The organism is Leifsonia sp. NPDC014704 (assembly GCF_043083605.1).
Taxonomy (GTDB): domain Bacteria; phylum Actinomycetota; class Actinomycetes; order Actinomycetales; family Microbacteriaceae; genus Leifsonia.
Genome location: NZ_JBIBYW010000002.1, coordinates 225,681 through 246,096, shown reverse-complemented (window position 1 = coordinate 246,096; position 20,416 = coordinate 225,681). Strand labels below are relative to the sequence as shown.

Below are 20,416 nucleotides of genomic sequence, written 5' to 3'. Positions count from 1 at the left end.
CTTCGAGCTGTGCGCTGCATGCTTCCTGTTCTCAGGGTAGAGCGGAACCCGGCCCGGGGCGCCTCCTCCGTTGTTGCGGAGGAGGCGCTTTCCGGGCCGGGCATCCGTTGATCGGTTACTTGATGCCGTACTTGTCGCACGCGGCCTTGTAGTCGGCGGTGCAGATCTTGGCCGCCGAGTCGGAGCCGTAGAACTCGTCCTTGACCACCGTGCTCTCGATGTTGTCCGTCGTCACCGACACCGGGGTCAGCAGGAAGGACTGGATGCCGGCGCCGCCCGCGGTCTTCACCGTGGTGTCGCCCTTGGGCTTGTCACCCTTGGTGAGACCGACCGCGAGTTCCGCGGCTTTCTCGGCCTCCGGCTTGATGGCCTTGTACACGGTCATGTACTGGTCGCCGGCGAGGATGCGCTGGATGCCCGCGAGCTCGGCGTCCTGCCCGGTGACGGGCGGGAACGGGCTCAGGTTGGCCGCCTTCATAGCCGCGATGGCGCCGCCACCGGTGCCGTCGTTGGCCGCGTAGACGCCCTTGATCTGGTCCTTGAACTGCGAGACCTGACCGGACACCCAGTCCTGGGCCTTTGCGGGGTCCCATCCGGGCGTGTCGTACTCGGCGAGCACCTTGTAGCCGCTGGAGTCGATGACGCTGTGCGCGCCCTTCTTGAAGAGGGTGGCGTTGTTGTCGGTCGGGGATCCGTTGACCATCAGGATGCCGCTGCCCGAGGGGACGCCGTCCTTCTTGAGCTTGTCGACGAGGGCCTGTCCCTGCAGCTGGCCGACCTTCTCGTTGTCGAACGAGATGTAGTAGTCGCTGTCGGGGCTGTTGATCAGGCGGTCGTAGGAGATGACGGGGACGTTCTTGGCCTTGGCCTCGCCCACGATGGATGCGGCGGCCTCGCCGTCGAACGGGTCGAGGACGAGCACCTTGACGCCCTGGGTGAGCATCGACTCCGCCTGCTGCTGCTGCTTGCTGGCGTCTCCGTCGGCGTTCGCGTAGAGGACCTTGCAGCCGGAGCAGAGCTCCTTGACCTTCGCCTCGAAGAAGGGCTTGTCGGCCGCCTCGTAACGGGCGGTGACCGAGTCCGGAAGGAGCAGACCGATCTGGGCGTTGGCGGCGTCTCCGGTGCTGCCTCCGCCGGACCCGTTTCCGGATCCGTTCGAACACGCTGTGAGGGTGACGGCTGTGAGCAGGATCGCGGCCGACGCGATGACCGCTCTCTTGGTGGCGATCTTCATTGAAAAACCTCCGATTCGGCACCGCCTTCGTTGGCGGCTGCGTTGAGTGTGCCAGTCGGGGGGTTTGGCGTCAAGAGTTGAAGCCAAGGGTTTCGATAACGGTTCGGACCGTCTTCGGGGGACAGCGCGTGCCGAGGGTCAGAACGTGACACCGTCCGGCGAGATCGAGACGCAGTCGACGGCGTACGCGACCGCCCCGAGGGCTGCGGCGCGCATCCCGAGCTGAGCCTGCACGATGTCCGGCATGAGGTCGGGGTTGACGATGATCGAGCGCTCCACCGCGTGTCGCATCGGACCGAGCAGAAGCTCTCCCGCTCGGGACAGTTCGCCTCCGACGATCACGCGCTCCGGGTCGATCAGGTTGCAGAGGTTCGCCGTCGCGACGCCGATGTGGCGTCCGGCGTCGCCGATTGCGCGGATGCAGCGCGCATCGCCCGCCATCGCCTGCAGCACGACGTCGCCGAGCTTGAGACTCCCGAGGTGGTCGCGCAGCTCGTCCAGGATGGCGGGGCCGCCCGCCAGCGCTTCGAGGCACCCGCGGTTCCCGCAGCGGCAGAGCGGTCCGTTCTCGCGGATCGTGGTGTGGCCGAACTCGCCGGCGACGCCGTGGTTCCCGCGGAAAAGCTGCCCGTTGAGCAGCAGGCCGGCACCGATCCCGTCGCCGACGTCGATCGTGATCGTGTTGCGCTTGCCGCGTCCCGCACCGAACCGCGACTCGCCGAGCGCCGCGAGGTTGGCGGCGTTGTCCACGAAGACCGGGCGCTTGATCCGGCGTTCCATCGACTCGGCGATCACGACGCCGTCCCAGCCGCGCATGATGCCGCTGCGGGCGATGGTCCCGGTCGCCCGGTCGATCGGAGCGGGGACCGCGATCCCGACGGCAAGCAGGTCGTCGCGGGACGCATCCACCGATTCGAGCATGTCGTTCAGGAGCAGCGAGACCTTGTCGAGCTCGTTGTCGGCGCGGTGGTCACGGGCGAGCGGCATATGGTTCTCGGCCACGACGGTGTGGGCGACGTCCGCCAGCGCGACGCGCAGGTGCCGTGTCGAGAAGTGCACGCCGACGACGAGGCCGAGCGCGTGCGCCAGAGTGACGTGCTGCGCGCGCCGGCCCGAGCGGATGCTCTGCGTCGTATGCAGGACGCCGGAGGTCGAGAGCTCTTTGACGATGTTCGACACGGTCGCGGGCGAGAGCCCCGTCGCCCCTGCCAGTTCGACCTGCGTGAGGCCTCCGTGTTTCTTGATGGCGTCGACGATGCGGGCTCGGTTGGCTTCACGAAGTGAAGTCTGCGAACCCGGAGTTCGTCGCTGCGTTGCCACGACGAGAAGGATACATGGCCGGGGAAGGGGGCCGATCAAAAGTGAAAGTAATGGCTTTGTGAGATTCCTATGACCATCTGGACGGCCCGGCTTGGCAGGATAGAGCTATGGCCGACCTGCACGTTCACCCCGACCGCTTGGAGATCCACCTCACGCGGGCCGAGAAGGTGCTGGCCATGAAGCGGGAGGATCTGGTGGTGCCGCGGGACAGCATCCGTTCGGTCGCCATCACGGAGGACCCGTGGATCTGGATCCGCGGCATCCGTGCGCCGGGCGCCGCCGTCCCGCTGACGCTGTCGATCGGGACGTGGAAGTTCCACGGCGGCAAGGACTTCCTCCTCATCAAGGGCAAGCAGCGCGCGGCCGTCGTGATCGACCTCGACGGCGAGGAGTACTCCCGCATCATCGTGTCGACCCCGCACGCGGCCCGGCTGGTGGAGGCGCTGCGCGTCGACGGGAGCGAGCTCGCCGCCGACGGCGGCATCATCGACTGAGCGTCAGCTGTTCTCGGCTGTCAGGCGTTCTCCGCCGTCAGGCGTTCTGGGCGACCACGAACAGGATCAGGCCGACCAGCGGGATGCCGCCTTGGAGCAGCGCAGTGACCCAGAACCGCCGGCCGATGGTGAGCAGCACAAGCGATGCCAGCACCATGCAGACGCCGCAGAAGAAGATGAGGCCGAAGCCCACGTCGTGGAGCGTCGTCCAGTACAGCACGAGCCCCACGAGCGCTCCTCCGGCGAGGAACAGGTTGTAGAAGCCCTGGCTGTAGGCGACCGGTCGCACGACGTCCGCGTCGTGCTGAGAGCCGACACCGAACCGGCTCCACACGCCTGGCGCCGACCAGAGCACGCTCTGCATCGCGAAGAACACGAGGTGCACGAGCGCCGCCGCGGCGATGAAGATGCTCCCGATGATCGCCATGCCGGGAGGATACGCTGCCGACCATGGAGACGTTGAACACGACGTGCGTCATCGTCGGGGGCGGGCCGGCCGGGATGATGCTGGGCCTGATCCTGGCGCGCAACGGAGTCGACGTGGTGGTGCTCGAGAAGCATGCCGACTTCTTCCGGGACTTCCGCGGCGACACCATCCACCCGTCGACCATCGGCGTGCTGGGTGAACTGGGGCTGCGCGAGCGATTCCTCGGGCTCCCGCACACCAGTATCACGGCGTTGGACGTCGTGGTGAACGGCAACCGCCTCCACCCGATCGACTTCAGCCGGCTCGCTCCGCCGGACGACTTCCTCGTTCTCGCGCCGCAGTGGGACTTCCTGAACTTCCTCGCCGAGGACGCCCGCCGCCATCCGAACTTCCGGTTGCTGATGCAGACAGAGGCGACGGAGCTGATCTGGGAGGAGGATGCGGTCAGCGGCGTCGTCGCGCACGGCCCGGACGGCGACCTCGAGATCCGCGCACGCTTGACCGTCTCGGCGGACGGCCGGGCCTCCCAGCTGCGGGCGCAGGCGGGTCTTCGGCCCCGGCGCTTCGGGGTGCCGATCGACGTGCTGTGGTTCCGCATCCCGAAGCCGGAAGACCTCCCCGCGCACACGCTGGCCTATGTCGGCGGAGGCGGAATGGTGGTCACGATCGAGCGTCACGACTATGTCCAGGTGGGGCTGATCATCACGAAGGGCGGGTACGGCGAGCTCCAGGCAGGCGGCCTCGACGCCTTCCGGCGGGCGGTGGTGGACGCGGCGCCGCACCTGCGCGAGGCACTCGAGACGATCACCGACTGGGACCAGGTGAAGCTGCTGAGCGTGCAGATCGACCGGCTTCCGCGCTGGTACCGGCGCGGCTTTCTCGCCATCGGGGATGCGGCGCACGCGATGTCGCCGGCGTTCGGCGTCGGCGTCAACTATGCGGTGCAGGATGCGGTCGCCACGGCGAACGCGCTGACGGCGACGCTGCGGGAGCTGGGACCTGCGGGTACCGCGGGCGGCTCCCCGGCAGCGAGCGACTCCACGGGCGAGGTCGACCTGCGGCTGCTCGACGGCATCCAGCGGCGGCGGATGCCGGCGGTCGCGGCGATGCAGCGCATCCAGCTCGCCGCGCACCGGACCATTTCGCGTCCGGAGGGCGTGCGACTGCTGCCGGAGCCGATGCCCGCAGCGCTGCGCGCGGCGCTCGCCGTGGCGACGCCCGGTATGCAGGCGATCAGCTCCCGTCTGATCGGGCGCGGGCTCCGGCCGGAGTCGGTCTCGCCGGAGCTGCGCTGACAGTCAGCTCTGGCCGGTCGCGACCCCGATGAGCAGGAGTGCGAGCCCGATCAGCGGGAGCGTCCCCTGGATGAGCGCGGGGCGCAGGTAGTCGCGGCCCGTCGTGACGAGCACCACGGCCGCCGCGACCATGCACGCCGTCGTGAAGATGATGAGCGCGAGCCCGGCCGCGTGCTGGCCGACACCGTAGAGGATCAGCCCGACGACCGCGCCGATCGCCAGGAAGAGGTTGTAGAACCCCTGGTTGTACGCCATCGGCCGGACGGTGTCCGCCGCCTCCTGGCTGGCTACGCCGAAGCGGCGCCAGACCGTCGGACGGGTCCAGGCGACGCTCTCCATGAAGAAGATCGCGATGTGGAGGGCGGCGGCGAGGGTGACCACGACGGTGGCGACGACGATCATGGCGCCAGCATACCGAGCGTTCTGCGGGTCAGGCGCCGGGGCGGGCGGGGCCGGGCTGACCGATGAGACGTGGGTCAGGCGCGCACGTCGACGACGGTCCGCCCGCGCAGGCGCCCGGCCAGGATGTCCTCGGCCGCCGGAATCGCCTCCGCGAGCGGCACGAAACGCGTCATCGCGGCGAGCGCCTCCTCGTCGAGGTCGGTGGCGAGTCGACGCCACGCGGTCTCGCGCAGAGCGGCAGGCGCATCCACCGAGTTGATCCCGACCAGCGAGACGGCGCGCAGGATGAACGGGAGCACCGTCGCCGGAAGGTCCGGACCCTGCGCCAGGCCGCACGCCGCCACGGTGCCGCCATAACGGGTCTGCGCGAGCACCGTCGCCAGCGTCTGACTGCCGACGGAGTCGACCGCGCCGGCCCAGCGCTGCGACTGCAGGGGTTTGCCCGGCGCGTCGAGTTCCGACCGGTCGATGATCGTGGTGGCGCCGAGGTCGGTCAGGTAGTCGCTCGCCTCCTCCACCCGGCCGGTGGATGCGGTGACCGGGTAACCCAGTTTCGCCAGGAGGGCGATGGCGACCGAGCCGACGCCTCCTGCCGCACCCGTGACGAGCACGCTGTCGCCGCGGTCGCTCACCTCCTGCGGGTCCACACCGTTCCGCTCGAGCGCGAGCACGGCCAGCATCGCCGTGAAGCCGGCCGTGCCGATGGCGGCCGCCTGCTCGGAGGTGATGGAGTCGGGGATGCGGACCAGGGCGTCGCCGTTCACGCGCGCTCTTTCCGCCATCCCGCCGTGGTGGTTCTCGCCGAGTCCGGCGCCGTTGAGGACCACCCGGTCGCCCGGATGCCACCGCGGGTCGTCGGAGAGCCGGACGGTGCCGACCACGTCGATCCCGGGGATGAGCGGCGAGACACGGGCGACACCGGGCCGCCCGCCGATGGCCAGTCCGTCCTTGTAGTTGAGGTCGGTGAATTCGACGTCGATCGTCACGTGCCCGGGCATGAGGAAGTCGTCGGTGACCCGCCGGACCTCGGCGGTGTGGGCGGTGATCCGTCCGCCGTCGACCTGCTGCTCGATCACGATGGCCCGGAAGTCGCTCATGGCCTCACCCTACGCCGGGCGGTTCGGCCGCCCCGGTCGTCTCAGTTCAGCTGCTCCGTCCCGAGGGGCAGCGCACCGCCCGCGTACAGCTCGAGGGCCGTGTTCTTGAGCGCGGTGAGGGCGACCCGTTGCGTCCAGGGTCCGTAAGAGACGCGGGCGACGCCCAGTTCCTGCAGCCGCGTCGGGGCGACCGATCCCGGCACGGCGATGACGCTGAGCTTGCGCTCGCCGAGGCCGGCGACGAGCTGTTCGACTGTCCGCTCGTCCAGCTTGCCGGGAACGAACACGCACGTGGCACCCTCGTCGAGGAAGGCGCGGCCGCGGCGGATCGCCTCCTCGACCTTCTCGTGGTCGGTCGGGAACGTGTCGCGGAGGAAGACGTCGGTGCGCGCGTTCAGCGCGAACGGCACCCCTTCGGCCTCCGCCGCCCGGATTGCGGCCCGCACGGCGGCTACGGCGTCGTCGAAGGGACGCAGCTGGTCTTCGAGGTTGGCGCCGACCGCGCCGACGCCGATCGCGTGCCGGATCGTCTCGCCGGCGTCGCCGTAGCCCGCCTCCAGGTCGGCGCTCACGGGCAGGTCGGTGGCCGCGACGATGCGTCCGACCATGTCGAGCATCTGGTCGAGTGGGATCTTCTCGCCGTCCTCGTACCCGAGGGTCGCCGCGATCGAGTGGCTCGCGGTGGCGAGCGCGCGGGTGTCGGGGAGGTCGGCGATGACGCGGGCGCTGATCGCATCCCAGACGTTGACGACCTGGAGCAGTTCGGGCGCGTCGTGAAGCCGCCGGAGTTCGGCGCCACGCGCCTGGATGTCAGTCATGGGCTCACCCTACGTCGCGGCGGGTCCTCGCTCTAGGATGGCGGCATGGCCCGCACGGGGGAGCCGATGGAGGTGCCGAAGAGCCGATCGGCGCCGGGTCGGCGCGCCTCGGCGAGTTCGGTCGTCGACTACGCGTTCTTCGTCTTCGGCGGTGTCGCCGCGGTCTGGCTGGCGGTGCTCCTGCTCACGGACAGCTTCGAGTGGGGCTGGTACCTGATCCTGTTCTTCGTGGTGTTCTGGGTGGTGCTCGCCTACCTGGTGCTCCCGCGGCTGCATCGCATCCTGACCGAGATCTACGTCCCCGACTATTTCATCGGCCGCGCGCGGACCAGTGACGGTCTGCTCGGCGACCCGATCAATCTGGCGCTGCTCGGGTCGGAGGCGCAGCTGGACGACGCGATGCGCGAGGCCGGCTGGACGCGCGCGGACGACATCACCCTGCGTTCGAGCCGTCGGATCATCAGCTCGACGCTGTTGCGGCGCAGCTATGACGAGGCGCCGGTGAGCCCCCTGTTCCTGTTCGGCCGTCAGCAGGATGTGGCGTACCAGCAGGAGGTGAAGGGCAACCCGGCGAAGCGGCATCACGTGCGGTTCTGGCGGTGTCCTGACGGCTGGCTGCTCCCCGGGGGGTACGGGGTGGACTGGCTGGCGGCCGGGACGTTCGACCGCTCGGTCGGCTTCTCGCTGTTCACCCTGCAGATCACCCACAAGATCGACGCGAACACCGACATCGAACGCGATCACATCGTCTCGACGCTTCTCGCGGCGGAGGTGGGCGCGGAGGTCTCGGTGATCCGGGACTTCTCGACCGGGTACCACTCCCGGAACGGCGGCGGTGACACGATCGAGACGGACGGCGACCTTCCGATCGTGGACCTGCGCGGGGTCCCGGTGGATGCGCAGGCCACGACCGTCGCGGCCGACGCGGATGCCCGCCGCGAGGCTCTGGCGGAACGCCGCCCCGTGCCCACCGCCCTCGGCGCGATGCTGATGGCGTTGCGCGTGCTGGCCGGCGTGGGCTTCGTCGTGCTGAACCTGCTCGATTGGCAGCGGTTCGTGATGTCCGAGCTGGGCGGCGAGGTGGTGACGGCGAGCGAGCGGGACACGGTGAGCCTGGTGCTCGGCATCACGATGGGCGCCTTCGGTGCCGGACTGGTGCTGTACTTCCTGCTTGCTCTGCTCGTGTTCTTCGGGAGCAACTGGGCTCGTATCGCCGCGATGTCGTACAGCTCGCTGATCATCATCGTTTCGGCGATCGACTACTTCAACGGTGGCCCGCAGATCTCGCTGCGCAACAACCTGCTGGGTCTGGCCCTGGACATCCTGGTGGTGCTGGCCCTGTCCTCGAAGCGCTCGCGCCTGTGGGCGCGGCGCCCGCGCGGCCGCCGCGGTCGCGGACGTCCCGCCGAAGTGCCGCCCGCCGCCGCCTCAGCACCCGCTGCCGCTTCAGCACCCGCTGACTCGACCACGCTCACATGAGCGGCTTCTTCCCGTCGGCGCCGCCCGCCTTGAGCGCGGACTCCTCAGCGTCCAGGAAGGCGAGCACGGACCGCACCGCCGGCTCCTGGTAGCGCCCTTCCGCCCGCGCCTCCAGCACCGCCTGACGTTCGGCGGTGATCATGGTCCGGCGCAGGCGCCGGTACTCGAGCGGCAGGTCGGTGCGATCGTCCGGCGACGGGTTCTCCAGGGCGTCGGAGAGGAACAGCGCATTGATCCGCAGCCGCTGGATGACCCGTTCGTCCTCGTCACCGGTGACCTGCGATTCCAGGTGCTCGAGCCCCGCGGACTGCGCCTCGGCGAGCAGCCGTTGCATCTCGCTGGCCTCCTGGGCGAAGTCGGGCGGCGGCAGCTTGAGACGTCTGATGATCCAGGGCAGCGCGAGCCCTTCGAGCAGGGTTCCGACCACGACGACGAACGCGAGGAACTGCAGGAACTCCCGGTGCGGTGTGTCCTCCGGAAGGAGGAACACCGCGGCCAAGGTCACCACACCGCGGATTCCCGCGAACGAGACGGCGATGCCCGTCGGCCACGACCAGCCGCGCTCCCGCAGTCGCTGCGGACCATAGCGGTAGAGCGTGGTTGTCCCGATCATCCACAGGAAGCGCGCGAGGAAGATGGCCAGCAGCACGACGATGCTGATGACGATCGTCTGGGGGATCGTGATGCCTGACGTGAAAGCGGCCGTGAGGATCGACCGCAGTTCGAGCCCGATGAAGAGGAAGACGGCGTTCTCGAGCAGGAAGCTCACCGTCCGCCAGTTGATCGTCTCCGCGATTCGCGCTTCGGCGGTCTGAATGGTGGGGGAGCGGTAGCCCAGGTAGAGCCCCGCAACGACCACGGCCAGAACGCCGGAGCCATGGAGCAGCTGAGACGGGATGAAAGCGAGGTACGGCGTCACCAGCGCGAGCGACGTGTCGAGCACCGGCGACCGCAGCTGCTTGCGGATCGCGGCGAGGACAAGCCCGACGAGAAGTCCGACGCCGATGCCGACCACCACGGCGAGCACGAAGTCGACGCCGACGGCCACCGGATTCACCACGCTGACGATCGCCGCGATGCTGGCGTTGAGCGCGACGAGTGCGGTGGCGTCGTTGAGCAGGCTCTCGCCCTCGAGCACCGTCACGAGTCGTCTCGGGAGCTTGACCCGGCCGGCGACCGCCTGCACGGCCACCGTGTCGGTCGGCGCGACCACGGCGCCGAAGGCGAACGCGGCCGCGAGCGTGATGGCCGGGACCACCAGGTAGGTCGCGAATCCGACCACGACGACCGTGAACGCCACCAGCCCCACGGAGAGCAGGAGGATGCCGTCACGCCTGGCCCGGACATCCACGATCGAGGTCTGGATCGCCGCCGCGAACAGTAGCGGCGGAAGAAGGCCGAACAGGACGACCTCGGGTTCCAATGTCACTTCCGGCACGCCCGGTACGAAGGACGCGGCCGCTCCGACGAAGACGAGCACGACCGGGGCCGACCAGCCGACTCGTCGGGACAGGCCGGTGACCGTGACCGTGACGACAACGAACGACACGATCCAGACGATGGTGGAGACCGGATCCATGCTGTTCATGATGGCGGCAACACGGAGAGGCCGCCAAGGTTTCCCGCCAGTCGGTGGATAAGGCGTTCGCCGTCGGCGATGTGGACGGTTTCGCCGTCGGCTAGGCGGCGTGAGCCTCGCAGGTCGCGATCCCGCAACCGTCGCAGACTACGAGCTGCTCGCGACAGGCCGCGTCGGAGCAGTTCCGCATCCGGCTCGTCGCCTCGCCGCAGGTGACGCACCGCCCGAGGACGGCGGCGTGGTCGCTGAACGTGAGCGAGCCGCGCCCGTCGAAGACGTAGAGGGCGCCCTCCCAGAGTCCATCGTCGCCGTAGGTCTCGCCGTAGCGGGCGATCCCGCCCTCCAATTGGTAGACCTCCTGGAAGCCGCGCGAGCGCATCAGCGACGAGAGCACCTCGCAGCGGATGCCGCCGGTGCAGTAGGTGACGACGGGCTTGTCCTTGAGGTGGTCGTACGCCCCACTCTCGAGCGTCGCGACGAACTCGCGGGTATTCGCGACATCGGGCACGACGGCGTCCCTGAAGCGTCCGATCCCGGCTTCGAAGCGGTTCCGGCCGTCGAAGAAGACGAGGTCGTCGCGTTCTGCGGCGAGCGCGTGCAGTTGGTCGGGGGTCAGGCGCTCGCCACCGCCGAGCACTCCGTTCTCGTCGACCGCCAGCTCGTCGGGAGCCCCGAAGGAGACGATCTCGTCGCGCACCTTCACGGAGAGGCGCGGGAAGTCGACGCTCGCGCCGTCCGCATCAAGGCCGGATCCCTCGCTCCATTTGGCGTCGATGCGTCGGAACGGCTCGTACTCCTTGGTGACGCGGAGGTAGCGTTTGAGAGCGTCGAGCTCGCCGCCCAGTGTCCCGCTGATCCCGTGTGGCGACAGCAGGATGCGCCCGCGCAGTCCGAGACGTCCGCACAGTTCGCGCTGCCAGAGCCGGACGGCTTCGGGGTCGGCGAGCGGCGCGAAGACGTAGAAGAGGAGGATCTTGGGTACGGCCACCGCCTCATCGTAGGCGAGCGGTTCCGGGGTGGACCGGATCGTAGGATCGTGGAGGCTGTGAACGCCCGCAGTCTCGTTCGCCTGCCGTTCAGACTGGTAGGACAGGGTCGAATGCGTTCCTCCGGGGCGTGCCCCTGACAGAAAGGCGGGTTGTTGCGAACCCTGGTCATCATCCCGACCTATGACGAGCGAGAGAACGTCGGCTCGATCGTCGGACGGGTGCGCGCGTCCGTGCCGGACGCCGACGTGCTCATCGTCGACGACAACTCGCCGGACGGCACGGGTGAGCTGGCGGACGCGCTCGCCGCAACCGACGCCAGCGTGCACGTCCTGCACCGCACCGGGAAGGACGGCCTCGGGGCCGCCTACCGAGCGGGGATGCAGTGGGCGCTCGACGCCGGCTACGAAGTCGTGGTGGAGATGGATGCCGATGGCTCGCACCAGCCGGAGCAGCTGCCGCGTCTTCTGGAGGCGGTTCGATCGCCTGAGCTGCCGACCGGCGCCGATGTCGTCCTGGGCTCACGCTGGGTCGACGGCGGTGGCGTGGTGAACTGGCCGGCTCGTCGTCGCCTGATCTCCCGTGGGGGCAGTACGTACTCGCGGCTGGCTCTCGGGCTGCCGATCCGGGATGTCACGGGCGGCTACCGCGCGTTCACCGCGGACGCGCTGCGGCGGCTGCATTTCGACCGCACCGAGAGTCAGGGCTACTGCTTCCAGATCGACATGACGCGTCGCGCCTACGACGCGGGCCTGCGGATCGTCGAGGTGCCCATCACCTTCGTGGAGCGGGAACGCGGCGCGTCGAAGATGGGTGGCGGGATCGTGGTGGAAGCGATGCTGAGGGTGACCCTGTGGGGTCTGGCCGGTCTGCCCCGACGCTTCCGCAGGCGTCCGTCCCCCGCGGAGACGGAACCCGCCGCGCGGGCGTAGCGTGGCGATATGGCCAACGATCCTCTGGAGCGCTTCGGCGCTGTCCCCCTTTTCACCGTGACCAGTGACGATGTCGCCGATGGGCGTCCCCTGCCCCGCGCCCAGTGGGGTGCGGGAGGTGGCGGCGACGACATCTCGCCTCAGCTCTCGTGGAGCGGCTTCCCCGCGGAGACCAAGAGTTTCGCGGTGACCATTCACGACCCGGACGCCCCCACGGGTTCGGGCTTCTGGCACTGGGCCGTCTTCAACATCCCCGCGTCCGTCACCGAGCTGCCCACCGGGGCCGGCGCTGAGGGTGGGGCGAACCTGCCCACGGGCGCGTCGATGCTCTCGAACGAGATGCGGTCGAAGAGCTTCACGGGCGCCGGACCTCCGCCCGGGACCGGTACCCACCGCTACGACATCGTGGTCCACGCCCTGGACGTCGAGCACCTGGATCTGGACCCGGAGTCGACTCCGGCTGTCCTCGGCTTCAACGCGCACTTCCACACGCTCGCTCGGGCGGTGATCGCGCCTATCGCCACCGCGGGCGACATCTGATTGGAGCCGCCGGCTCTGCGGTGTCAGTGCTTCACGCCGGTGAAGGCAAGCACACCGCCGAGCCCGATCATGAGGACGCCTCCGGTCGCACCGAGTCGTTCCACGCGCTTGGGTGAGCGACCGAACCACTGCCGGGCGGTGCCGGCGGCGAGCGCCCACACGCTGTCGAATATCAGCGCGAGTACGAGGAAGATCACCCCGAGCTCGAACAGCTGGAGGGGGATCGCGCCCGCGTGGTAGTCGACGAACTGCGGGAGCACGGCGACGAAGAAGACCAGCGACTTGGGGTTCGTGAGACCGACGACGAATCCTTCGCCGAGGATGCGCAGCCAGGATCGCCGGGGCGGAGCGGCCTCGTGGGTCACCGCGGTGTGCCGCCGGTGGCGGATCGCCTGAATGCCCAGGTAGACGAGGTAGGCGGCGCCCGCGAACTTGATGATCGTGAACAGCACCAGCGACTGCGCGACGACCGCGCCGATCCCCAGGGCGACGGCGATCACCAGCGGGAGCATTCCCAGAGCGTTCCCCAGGACGCTGAGCAGACCGCCCAGCCTGCCGAGGGCTAGGGAGCGTCCGATCACGAACAGCACGCTCGGCCCGGGTATGAGGATCAGCGCGATCGACGCGACGGCGAACGCGAGCAGCGACGGGCCGGGAACCATGAGCCGAGCGTAGGGGAGGTAGGTTCGTTACGTGAAGCTCCACAACGTTCGTGTGCACAGCAGCGAGGAGAACCTCGCCCGTCAGGACCAGCTCGCATGGAAGATCGCGCAGGTCGCGACCGACCCGGTGGAGGTGGACGCGGACGTCACCGAGATGGTCATCAATCGGGTGATCGACAACGCAGCTGTCGCCGCGGCGTCCTTGACCCGACGACCGGTGGTCTCGGCGCGGTCGCAGGCCCTCGCGCACCCGATCCCGTCCCGCCAGCTGGAGGAACTCACCGATTCTGTGGAGCACCCGCAGGACGGCTCCACCGTCTTCGGGGAGCAGCAGGCAGTCCGCGTTTCGCCGGAGTGGGCGGCGTGGGCCAACGGAGTCGCGGTCCGCGAGCTGGACTACCACGACACATTCCTCGCGGCCGAGTACTCGCATCCCGGCGACAACATCCCTCCGATCACCGCGGTCGCACAGCACGCGGGGCGCGCTTACGGGTTGACTGGCCGGGACCTCGTCCGCGGCATCGCGACGGGCTACGAGATCCAGATCGACCTCGCGCGAGCGATCAGCCTGCACCGGCACAAGATCGATCACGTCGCCCACCTCGGACCGTCCGCCGCGGCGGGCATCGGCACTCTTCTCCGGCTGCCGGCCGAGACGATCTATCAGGCGATCGGCCAGGCCCTGCACACGACCACGGCGACGCGTCAGTCGCGCAAGGGCGAGATCTCGAGCTGGAAGGCCCATGCTCCCGCGTTCGCCGGCAAGATGGCGGTCGAGGCGATCGACAGGGCGCTGCGCGGCGAGACCAGCCCGACCCCGATCTACGAGGGTGAGGACGGAGTGATCGCCTGGCTGCTCGACGGCCCGGACGCGTCGTACGACGTTCCCCTGCCCGACGCGGGTGAGTCGAAGCGTGCGATCCTCGACTCGTACACGAAGGAGCATTCCGCCGAGTACCAGGCCCAGGCCTGGATCGACCTCGCCAGGAGGCTGCACCGCGAGCACCCGGAGGCGGCCGACCCGTCTGGTGTGGAGAGCATCGTCATCCATACGTCCCATCACACGCATTACGTGATCGGGTCGGGCGCGAACGATCCGCAGAAGTACGATCCGACGGCGTCGCGCGAGACGCTCGACCACAGCATCCCGTACATCTTCACGGTTGCTCTTCAAGACGGCGGCTGGCACCACGTGGAGTCGTACCTGCCGTCGCGTGCGGCTCGGCCGGACACCGTCGAGCTGTGGGGGAAGGTGACGACGTCGGAGGATCCCGAGTGGACCCGCCGCTACCACTCGACCGACCCCGGGGAGAAGGCGTTCGGCGGTCGCGTGGTGATCCGTCTGGCCGACGGTCGTGTCATCGAGGACGAAATCGCCGTGGCAGATGCCCACCCGCTGGGTGCTCGGCCCTTCGTCCGAGAGGACTACGTCGCGAAGTTCCGCACCCTCGCGGCCGACGTTCTGGAGCAGGACGAGATCGAGCGATTCCTTGCGCTGGCCGAACGTCTGCCCGAACTGAGCGCCTCCGAACTCGCCGGCCTCACCATCACTGCGCGTCCCGGGCTTCTGGCCGCGACCCCCTCGCCGAAGGGACTCTTCTAGATGCTGTATTCGTCCGTTCCCGCGCACGAGAAGCGTGCAGCCTTCCGATCCCGACTGGCGTCGGGTGAGCTGACCCGAATGCCCGGGGCGTTCAATCCGCTGAGCGCGCGCTTGATCGAGCGCAAAGGATTCGAGGGCGTCTACATCTCGGGCGCCGTCCTCTCCGCAGACCTCGGCCTGCCGGATATCGGCCTGACCACGCAGACAGAGGTGGCCGGCCGATCCGCACAGATCACGCGCATGACGGACCTGCCTGCGCTCGTCGACGCGGACACCGGCTTCGGTGAACCGATGAATGTCGCGCGCACGGTCCAGGCGTTGGAGGATGCCGGCGTCGCGGGCCTGCACATCGAGGATCAGGTCAACCCCAAGCGGTGCGGTCACCTCGACGGCAAGCAGGTGGTGGATGAGGACACCGCTCTGAAGCGCATCCGGGCTGCCGTGGACGCTCGCCGCGATGGCAACCTCGTCATCATGGCGCGGACGGACATTCGTGCGGTCGAGGGCCTCGCCGCGGCGATCGACCGCGCGAAGGCGTTGGTCGATGCCGGCGCCGACGCTCTGTTCCCCGAGGCGATGGCTGATCTTTCCGAGTTCGAGGCCATCCGTGCCGCCGTGGACGTGCCGATGCTGGCGAACATGACCGAGTTCGGAAAGAGCGACCTGTTCACCGTCGACCAGCTGCGTGACGTCGGCGTGAACATCGTCATCTGGCCGGTGTCCCTTCTGCGCCTGGCGATGGGCGCCGCCGAGCGTGGCCTCGACCGGTTGGTCGGCGAGGGGACGTTGAAGCCGATGCTGGGCGACATGCAGCATCGCGCCGATCTGTACGACCTGATTGACTACGAGGGCTACAACGCCTTCGACACGTCGGTGTACAACTTCGACGTGCGGAAGTAGCGCCCTCTCTCGATGCCGCCCACCGGCGGCTATCCCGTCAGCAGCGAAGGAGCTCACATGACCGACCCCGAGATCCACAAGGGCCTCGCCGGCGTCGTCGTGGACACGACGACCATCTCCTCGGTGAACCCGCAGACGAACTCGCTGCTGTATCGCGGCTACCCGGTCCAGGAGCTGGCGGCGCACTGCTCGTTCGAAGAGGTGGCCTACCTGCTGTGGCACGGCGAGCTGCCGACGGCCGACGAGCTGGTCGCCTTCGAGTCCCTGGAGCGGTCGCTGCGTCGCCTGGACGACCGCACACGCCGCGCGCTGGATGACATCCCGGTGTCGGCCCACCCGATGGACGCCCTGCGAACCGCGGTCAGCCAGCTCGGCGGCCTCGACTCCACGCTGCAGCAGGCCGACAGCATCCTCGATCCAGAACTCAACGAGGGTCGGGCCGTCTACCTCTTCGCGCAGTTGCCCGCAATCGTGGCGTACATCCAGCGCCGCCGCCGTGGTCTCGATGTGGTGGAGCCGCGCGACGACCTCGACTACTCGCGCAACTTCCTCTGGATGACGTTCGGCGAGGTGCCGGACGACGTGGTCGTGGACGCGTTCCGCGTCTCTCTCATCCTGTACGCGGAGCACTCGTTCAACGCGTCGACGTTCACCGCTCGGGTGATCGCCTCCACGCTGTCGGATGTCTACTCGGCGGTGACCGGTGCCATCGGGGCGTTGAAGGGTCCGCTCCATGGCGGAGCGAACGAGGCCGTCATGCATGCTTTCGACGAGATCCAAAGCGCCGATCGCGCAGAGGCGTGGCTCGACGCGGCTCTGGCCGAGAAGCGCAAGATCATGGGCTTCGGCCATCGCGTGTACAAGAACGGCGACTCCCGCGTCCCCACGATGCGCGCGTCGCTGGTGGTCCTCGCGGAGCACTACGACCGCCGCGACCTCCTCGACCTGTACGACGCTCTGGAGAGCGCGATGGGCGAGCGCAAGAACATCAAGCCGAATCTGGACTATCCGTCCGGTCCGGCTTACAACCTGATGGGCTTCGACACCGAGACGTTCACGCCGCTTTTCGCAGCGGCCCGCGTCACCGGCTGGACGGCGCACATCTTCGAGCAGTACGCCGCCAACTCGTTGATCCGTCCGTTGTCGCAGTACACCGGCCTGGCGGAGCGTCACCTGGAGCGCTGACCTTCGGGTCGGCGCTCCGGGTGCAAGTAGCCCTCGGCAGCGTTCGATCAGCGGTAGAGCAGCAGCGCGTCTCCCTGCCCACCACCGCCGCACAGCGCGACCGCAGCTCGCCCGGAACCACGTCGAGCCAACTCGTGCGCCGCGTGTCCGGCGAGCCGGGCGCCCGACGCGCCGATGGGGTGTCCGAGCGCGATCGCGCCGCCGTGCAGGTTCACTCGTTCCGGATCGAGCCCCAGGTCGGACATCGACTGCAGCGCCACGGCCGCGAACGCCTCGTTGATCTCGACCAGGTCGAGCTCCGACACATCCCAGTTCGCCCGCTTGAGGGCTGCATCGATCGCGCGGGACGGCTGCGAGTGCAGCGAGTTGTCCGGTCCGGCGACCTGCCCGCTCGCTCCCACGAGAGCCAGCCATGGCAGTCCAAGGCGCTCGGCGTTCTCGCGACTGGTCAGCACCAAGGCCGCGGCCCCGTCGCTGAGGGGAGAGGAATTGCCGGCCGTGAGAGTCCCGCCCTCGGCGAAGCTCGGTCGCAGCCGCGAGAGCGTCTCGGCCGTCGAGTCTGGTCGAACGCCCTCGTCGGTCCGCACGACGAGCGGCTCGCCTTTGCGCTGCGGGATGGTGACGGGCGCGATCTCGTCGTCGAAGACTCCGGCGTCGGCGGCCGCTCCCGCGCGTTGATGCGATCGTGCTGCGAAGTCGTCCTGCGCCTCCCTCGTCAGCCCGAGCTTCTCCGTGTAGCTCTCTGTCGACGCCCCCATCGAGATACCGTCGAAGGCATCCGTGAGCCCGTCGTGTGCGGCCGAGTCGAGCGCCTGGATGGACCCGTAGTTCCAGCCGAGTCGTGAGCCGGGCAGGATGTGAGGCGCGTTCGTCATCGACTCCTGCCCTCCAGCCACGACCACCGTCGCCTCCCCGGTGCGGATCAGTCGTGCGGCGTCGATCACGGCGGCGAGGCCCGACAGGCACACCTTGTTGATCGTCGTAGCCGGGACATCCCAGCCGATCCCCGCACCGATTGCCGTCTGCCGGGCGGGGTTCTGTCCGGCACCGGCCTGCAGCACCTGGCCGAAGAGCACCGTGTCGACTGCCTCGGCTCCGATCCCCGACCGCTCGAGGGCTTGCTTCACGGCGATCGTTCCCAATTGCACCGCGGTCAGCGAGGCGAGCGCCCCCTTGATCTTCCCCAGCGGGGTGCGGGCGGCGGACAGGATGACGACGTCGTCGGTACTCATGGGCTACTCCTTCGTGCCTTGTCCTCCCATTGTCACACCGCGCACGACGGGCGCACCGGTAGGCTTGGGGCTCGTGACTGCACGCGTTTTGATCAAGGACCTGGCCGCTCTTCCCGACGGCCCCGTGAGCGTCGCCGGATGGGTCGAGACCGTCCGCGACCAGAAGAAGGTGCAGTTCGTCGTTCTGCGCGACGAGTCGGGAGCCGTCCAGCTGGTCAACCCGCGCACTGTCGGTAACGACGGCGCAGTGATCGCGGACGAACCAGCGACCACCATCTCCGGCCTCTCGCAGGGCAGCTTCGTTCGAGCCACCGGGGAGCTGAAGCACGACGAGCGCGTCAAGCTCGGGGGCATCGAGATCAAGCTGACCTCCCTCGAGGTGGAGACGGCCGCCATCCCCGAGACGCCGATCGCGGCCGACAGCGGTATCGACAAGCGCATGGACTGGCGCTTCCTCGACCTGCGCGACCCGCGCCACAACCTCATCTTCCGCGTGCAGACCACGTTCGAGCACGCACTCCGCCAGTACTGGGTGGAGAACGGCTTCGTCGAGATCCACACCCCCAAGCTGATGGCCTCGGCTTCCGAGTCGCGCGCCGAGCTCTTCGAGTTGCCGTACTTCGAGACCACCGCCTACCTGGCGCAGAGCCCTCAGATCTTCAAGCAGATGGCGCAGGCGGCCGGATTCGGCCGCGTCTTCGAGATCGGCCCGGCGTTCCGCGCTGACCCCAGCTTCACCAGCCGGCACGCTACCGAGTTCACGAGCGTCGACACGGAGATCAGCTGGATCGACAGCCACGAAGACGTCATGAAGGTGCACGAGGACCTCCTGGTCGCCGGTTTCACCGCCGTCAAGGAGAAGCACGGCGAGGAGATCGAGCGTCTCTTCGGCGTCGAGATCACCGTCCCGTCGACGCCGTTCCCGCGCATCCCCCTGGCCGAGGCGAAGCGCATCGTCGCCGAGCGCGGCTACGAGGTGCAGCGCGAGGACGACGACATGGACCCTGAGGGCGAGCGCCAGATCTCCGCGTACGTCAAGGAGACGTATGGGCACGAGTTCGTCTTCCTGACGGACTACGCGGCAAGCATCCGCCCGTACTATCACATGCGTCATCCCGAGGACCCGTCGATCACGCGCAGCTATGACTTGATCTTCAACGGCGTCGAGATTTCGACGGGGGCTCAGCGCGAGCACCGCGTCGACATCCTTGAGAAGCAGGCCGTCGAGAAGGGCCTCTCGGTCGAGGAGCTCGAGGACGTCCTGGCGTTCTTCCGGTACGGCATCCCGCCGCACGGCGGTTTCGGGATGGGCCTGGCGCGCGTGCTGATGCTCATGCTGCACCTCTCGAACCTGCGCGAGACGACCTATCTCTTCCGCGGGCCGACCCGCCTGACGCCGTAGCGCCGGAACCGGCGGTGGGCAGAGCCTTCCAGCTGTCGCCCGCCACCAGGACGTGCCCCAGGAAGCGAAGCCCGAGCGTCGCGGCGGATTGATCGAGCCGCCGCGTGAGCATGAGGTCTGCGACGGATGCGTCGAGCACGCCGGACGGATGGTTGTGCGCGACCGCGAACGATCGGCCGCCGCGCGTGAGCACCGCCTGAAGCACGTCCGCCGGTTGAACACTGGTCTCATCCACACCGCCGTCGTGCAGGAGCACCAGTTCGAGCGGACGCGAGGCGCGGTCGGCGACAACCACCACGAAGCGCTCCGAGTCGCGATGCAGCAGCTCCGGACGGACAACATCGGCGACCGCCTTATGATCCGTAAGCCGGGTCCAGGCTGAAGAGGCGCCGGCGCGTCGCCAGATCTCGATGATCGCCACCAGCCGCCCGGCTGTCGCAGGGCCGACGCCCGGTAATTGCTCGAGCCGAGCGAAGTCCATCGTCGCCAGCCCCGGGAATCCGCCGGTCCGGCGGAGCACGGATCGCGCAAGCGCGAGAACGCTGCGTCCTGTCTGTCCGGACCCCAGCACCAGGGCGAGTACCTCGTCGTCGGTGAGGGACCCGACGCCCAGTCGCCGCATCCGCTCACGGGGGCGGTCGTGGTTCGGGATGTTCGCAAGAGCCACTTCCTCTTCTTCGTCGTCGGCCATGAGTCGACGCTACGAAGCCGCCCCGCGAACCGGACGCGACGCCGGGAATCTGTGGAGAAGTGCGAGTCCTCTCAGCCTGTGGACGGTTCCTATCACGCGAGCCCCGCGGGCGCTCAGTGAATTCAAGGGAACCCCCTC

Annotated in this window: 20 protein-coding genes; 9 read left to right on the top strand and 11 right to left on the bottom strand. The window is 68.6% G+C overall.

The genetic code is table 11. From position 1 onward, the window contains the following. Positions 1-115 precede the first annotated feature (115 nt). Together ACF1AJ_RS12630 and ACF1AJ_RS12625 are read right to left on the bottom strand one after the other, a co-directional pair. On the bottom strand, positions 116-1,234 hold the full coding sequence (locus tag ACF1AJ_RS12630; protein WP_309855701.1) for a sugar ABC transporter substrate-binding protein: 1,119 nt from the start codon (positions 1,232-1,234) through the stop codon (positions 116-118). A gap of 138 nt (positions 1,235-1,372) precedes the next feature. Beyond that, positions 1,373-2,554 carry an ROK family transcriptional regulator gene (locus tag ACF1AJ_RS12625; RefSeq protein ID WP_309855703.1) on the bottom strand — a complete coding sequence of 394 codons (1,182 nt, stop codon included), beginning with the start codon at positions 2,552-2,554 and terminating at the stop codon, positions 1,373-1,375. Between the two features lie 107 nt (positions 2,555-2,661). Between ACF1AJ_RS12625 and ACF1AJ_RS12620 the strand changes: the two genes are divergently transcribed. Next, positions 2,662-3,048: a hypothetical protein gene (locus tag ACF1AJ_RS12620; protein WP_089879675.1), complete on the top strand. Its 387-nt coding sequence runs from the start codon at positions 2,662-2,664 to the stop codon at positions 3,046-3,048. A 37-nt stretch (positions 3,049-3,085) separates the two neighbouring features. Here ACF1AJ_RS12620 and ACF1AJ_RS12615 read toward each other — a convergent pair whose 3' ends face one another. Next, entirely contained in the window at positions 3,086-3,475 is a 390-nt protein-coding gene (locus tag ACF1AJ_RS12615) for a DUF1304 domain-containing protein (RefSeq protein WP_391507673.1), read from the bottom strand. Positions 3,476-3,498: 23 nt separating this feature from the next. Between ACF1AJ_RS12615 and ACF1AJ_RS12610 the strand changes: the two genes are divergently transcribed. Continuing rightward, positions 3,499-4,770 (top strand): FAD-dependent oxidoreductase, encoded by a 1,272-nt coding sequence (locus ACF1AJ_RS12610; RefSeq protein WP_391507672.1) that lies wholly within the window; start codon positions 3,499-3,501, stop codon positions 4,768-4,770. Positions 4,771-4,773: 3 nt separating this feature from the next. On the opposite strand, the gene ACF1AJ_RS12605 is transcribed toward ACF1AJ_RS12610, so the two are convergent. The 3 genes from ACF1AJ_RS12605 to ACF1AJ_RS12595 all read right to left on the bottom strand — a co-directional run bounded on the left by ACF1AJ_RS12605 (position 4,774) and on the right by ACF1AJ_RS12595 (position 7,087). Next, entirely contained in the window at positions 4,774-5,172 is a 399-nt protein-coding gene (locus tag ACF1AJ_RS12605; RefSeq protein WP_391507671.1) for a DUF1304 domain-containing protein, read from the bottom strand. 74 nt (positions 5,173-5,246) lie between these two features. Continuing rightward, positions 5,247-6,269 carry an MDR family oxidoreductase gene (locus tag ACF1AJ_RS12600; protein ID WP_391507670.1) on the bottom strand — a complete coding sequence of 341 codons (1,023 nt, stop codon included), beginning with the start codon at positions 6,267-6,269 and terminating at the stop codon, positions 5,247-5,249. A 41-nt stretch (positions 6,270-6,310) separates the two neighbouring features. Beyond that, complete coding sequence (locus ACF1AJ_RS12595) at positions 6,311-7,087, bottom strand: isocitrate lyase/phosphoenolpyruvate mutase family protein (RefSeq protein ID WP_391507669.1); 777 nt, start codon at positions 7,085-7,087, stop codon at positions 6,311-6,313. Positions 7,088-7,132: 45 nt separating this feature from the next. Between ACF1AJ_RS12595 and ACF1AJ_RS12590 the strand changes: the two genes are divergently transcribed. Continuing rightward, a complete protein-coding gene (locus ACF1AJ_RS12590) occupies positions 7,133-8,566 on the top strand; it encodes an LssY C-terminal domain-containing protein (protein WP_391507668.1) in 1,434 nt (477 codons plus the stop codon). Here the strand turns inward: ACF1AJ_RS12590 and ACF1AJ_RS12585 are convergent. Together ACF1AJ_RS12585 and ACF1AJ_RS12580 are read right to left on the bottom strand one after the other, a co-directional pair. After that, entirely contained in the window at positions 8,559-10,145 is a 1,587-nt protein-coding gene (locus ACF1AJ_RS12585; protein WP_391507667.1) for a Na+/H+ antiporter, read from the bottom strand. The genes ACF1AJ_RS12590 and ACF1AJ_RS12585 overlap by 8 nt on opposite strands. Positions 10,146-10,245: 100 nt before the next feature. Continuing rightward, positions 10,246-11,133 carry a rhodanese-related sulfurtransferase gene (locus ACF1AJ_RS12580; RefSeq protein WP_391507666.1) on the bottom strand — a complete coding sequence of 296 codons (888 nt, stop codon included), beginning with the start codon at positions 11,131-11,133 and terminating at the stop codon, positions 10,246-10,248. A 153-nt stretch (positions 11,134-11,286) separates the two neighbouring features. Here ACF1AJ_RS12580 and ACF1AJ_RS12575 point away from each other — a divergent pair, with 153 nt between their 5' ends. After that, positions 11,287-12,063 carry a polyprenol monophosphomannose synthase gene (locus tag ACF1AJ_RS12575; protein ID WP_391508759.1) on the top strand — a complete coding sequence of 259 codons (777 nt, stop codon included), beginning with the start codon at positions 11,287-11,289 and terminating at the stop codon, positions 12,061-12,063. A 9-nt stretch (positions 12,064-12,072) separates the two neighbouring features. Then, entirely contained in the window at positions 12,073-12,603 is a 531-nt protein-coding gene (locus ACF1AJ_RS12570) for a YbhB/YbcL family Raf kinase inhibitor-like protein (RefSeq protein WP_391507665.1), read from the top strand. Positions 12,604-12,626: 23 nt separating this feature from the next. Here ACF1AJ_RS12570 and ACF1AJ_RS12565 read toward each other — a convergent pair whose 3' ends face one another. Further along, complete coding sequence (locus ACF1AJ_RS12565; protein ID WP_391507664.1) at positions 12,627-13,265, bottom strand: LysE family translocator; 639 nt, start codon at positions 13,263-13,265, stop codon at positions 12,627-12,629. Between the two features lie 31 nt (positions 13,266-13,296). On the opposite strand from ACF1AJ_RS12565, the gene ACF1AJ_RS12560 reads away from it, so the two are divergent. The 3 genes from ACF1AJ_RS12560 to ACF1AJ_RS12550 are packed head-to-tail and all read left to right on the top strand — an operon-like array spanning position 13,297 to position 16,953. Further along, a complete protein-coding gene (locus ACF1AJ_RS12560) occupies positions 13,297-14,868 on the top strand; it encodes an MmgE/PrpD family protein (RefSeq protein WP_391507663.1) in 1,572 nt (523 codons plus the stop codon). Further along, positions 14,869-15,768 carry a methylisocitrate lyase gene (prpB, locus tag ACF1AJ_RS12555; protein ID WP_391507662.1) on the top strand — a complete coding sequence of 300 codons (900 nt, stop codon included), beginning with the start codon at positions 14,869-14,871 and terminating at the stop codon, positions 15,766-15,768. It abuts the gene before it with no gap. A gap of 57 nt (positions 15,769-15,825) precedes the next feature. Further along, entirely contained in the window at positions 15,826-16,953 is a 1,128-nt protein-coding gene (locus tag ACF1AJ_RS12550) for a bifunctional 2-methylcitrate synthase/citrate synthase (RefSeq protein WP_391507661.1), read from the top strand. A 47-nt stretch (positions 16,954-17,000) separates the two neighbouring features. On the opposite strand, the gene ACF1AJ_RS12545 is transcribed toward ACF1AJ_RS12550, so the two are convergent. Further along, positions 17,001-18,185 (bottom strand): acetyl-CoA C-acetyltransferase, encoded by a 1,185-nt coding sequence (locus tag ACF1AJ_RS12545; RefSeq protein WP_391507660.1) that lies wholly within the window; start codon positions 18,183-18,185, stop codon positions 17,001-17,003. Positions 18,186-18,258: 73 nt separating this feature from the next. Between ACF1AJ_RS12545 and aspS the strand changes: the two genes are divergently transcribed. Continuing rightward, on the top strand, positions 18,259-19,587 hold the full coding sequence (gene aspS, locus ACF1AJ_RS12540) for an aspartate--tRNA(Asn) ligase (RefSeq protein ID WP_391507659.1): 1,329 nt from the start codon (positions 18,259-18,261) through the stop codon (positions 19,585-19,587). Here aspS and ACF1AJ_RS12535 read toward each other — a convergent pair. After that, complete coding sequence (locus ACF1AJ_RS12535) at positions 19,517-20,278, bottom strand: RadC family protein (RefSeq protein ID WP_391507658.1); 762 nt, start codon at positions 20,276-20,278, stop codon at positions 19,517-19,519. The two genes, aspS and ACF1AJ_RS12535, sit on opposite strands and share 71 nt — an antisense overlap. Positions 20,279-20,416: the final 138 nt, after the last annotated feature.

Coding starts and splice junctions, on each gene's coding strand:
- ACF1AJ_RS12615 (WP_391507673.1), bottom strand. CDS start 3,475: ATGGCGATCATCGGGAGCATCTTCATCGCCGCGGCGGCGCTCGTGCAC.
- ACF1AJ_RS12550 (WP_391507661.1), top strand. CDS start 15,826: ATGACCGACCCCGAGATCCACAAGGGCCTCGCCGGCGTCGTCGTGGAC.
- ACF1AJ_RS12535 (WP_391507658.1), bottom strand. CDS start 20,278: ATGGCCGACGACGAAGAAGAGGAAGTGGCTCTTGCGAACATCCCGAAC.
- ACF1AJ_RS12620 (WP_089879675.1), top strand. CDS start 2,662: ATGGCCGACCTGCACGTTCACCCCGACCGCTTGGAGATCCACCTCACG.
- ACF1AJ_RS12600 (WP_391507670.1), bottom strand. CDS start 6,269: ATGAGCGACTTCCGGGCCATCGTGATCGAGCAGCAGGTCGACGGCGGA.
- ACF1AJ_RS12590 (WP_391507668.1), top strand. CDS start 7,133: ATGGCCCGCACGGGGGAGCCGATGGAGGTGCCGAAGAGCCGATCGGCG.
- ACF1AJ_RS12610 (WP_391507672.1), top strand. CDS start 3,499: ATGGAGACGTTGAACACGACGTGCGTCATCGTCGGGGGCGGGCCGGCC.
- prpB (WP_391507662.1), top strand. CDS start 14,869: ATGCTGTATTCGTCCGTTCCCGCGCACGAGAAGCGTGCAGCCTTCCGA.
- ACF1AJ_RS12570 (WP_391507665.1), top strand. CDS start 12,073: ATGGCCAACGATCCTCTGGAGCGCTTCGGCGCTGTCCCCCTTTTCACC.
- ACF1AJ_RS12565 (WP_391507664.1), bottom strand. CDS start 13,265: ATGGTTCCCGGCCCGTCGCTGCTCGCGTTCGCCGTCGCGTCGATCGCG.
- ACF1AJ_RS12630 (WP_309855701.1), bottom strand. CDS start 1,234: ATGAAGATCGCCACCAAGAGAGCGGTCATCGCGTCGGCCGCGATCCTG.
- ACF1AJ_RS12585 (WP_391507667.1), bottom strand. CDS start 10,145: ATGGATCCGGTCTCCACCATCGTCTGGATCGTGTCGTTCGTTGTCGTC.
- ACF1AJ_RS12595 (WP_391507669.1), bottom strand. CDS start 7,087: ATGACTGACATCCAGGCGCGTGGCGCCGAACTCCGGCGGCTTCACGAC.
- ACF1AJ_RS12545 (WP_391507660.1), bottom strand. CDS start 18,185: ATGAGTACCGACGACGTCGTCATCCTGTCCGCCGCCCGCACCCCGCTG.
- ACF1AJ_RS12605 (WP_391507671.1), bottom strand. CDS start 5,172: ATGATCGTCGTCGCCACCGTCGTGGTCACCCTCGCCGCCGCCCTCCAC.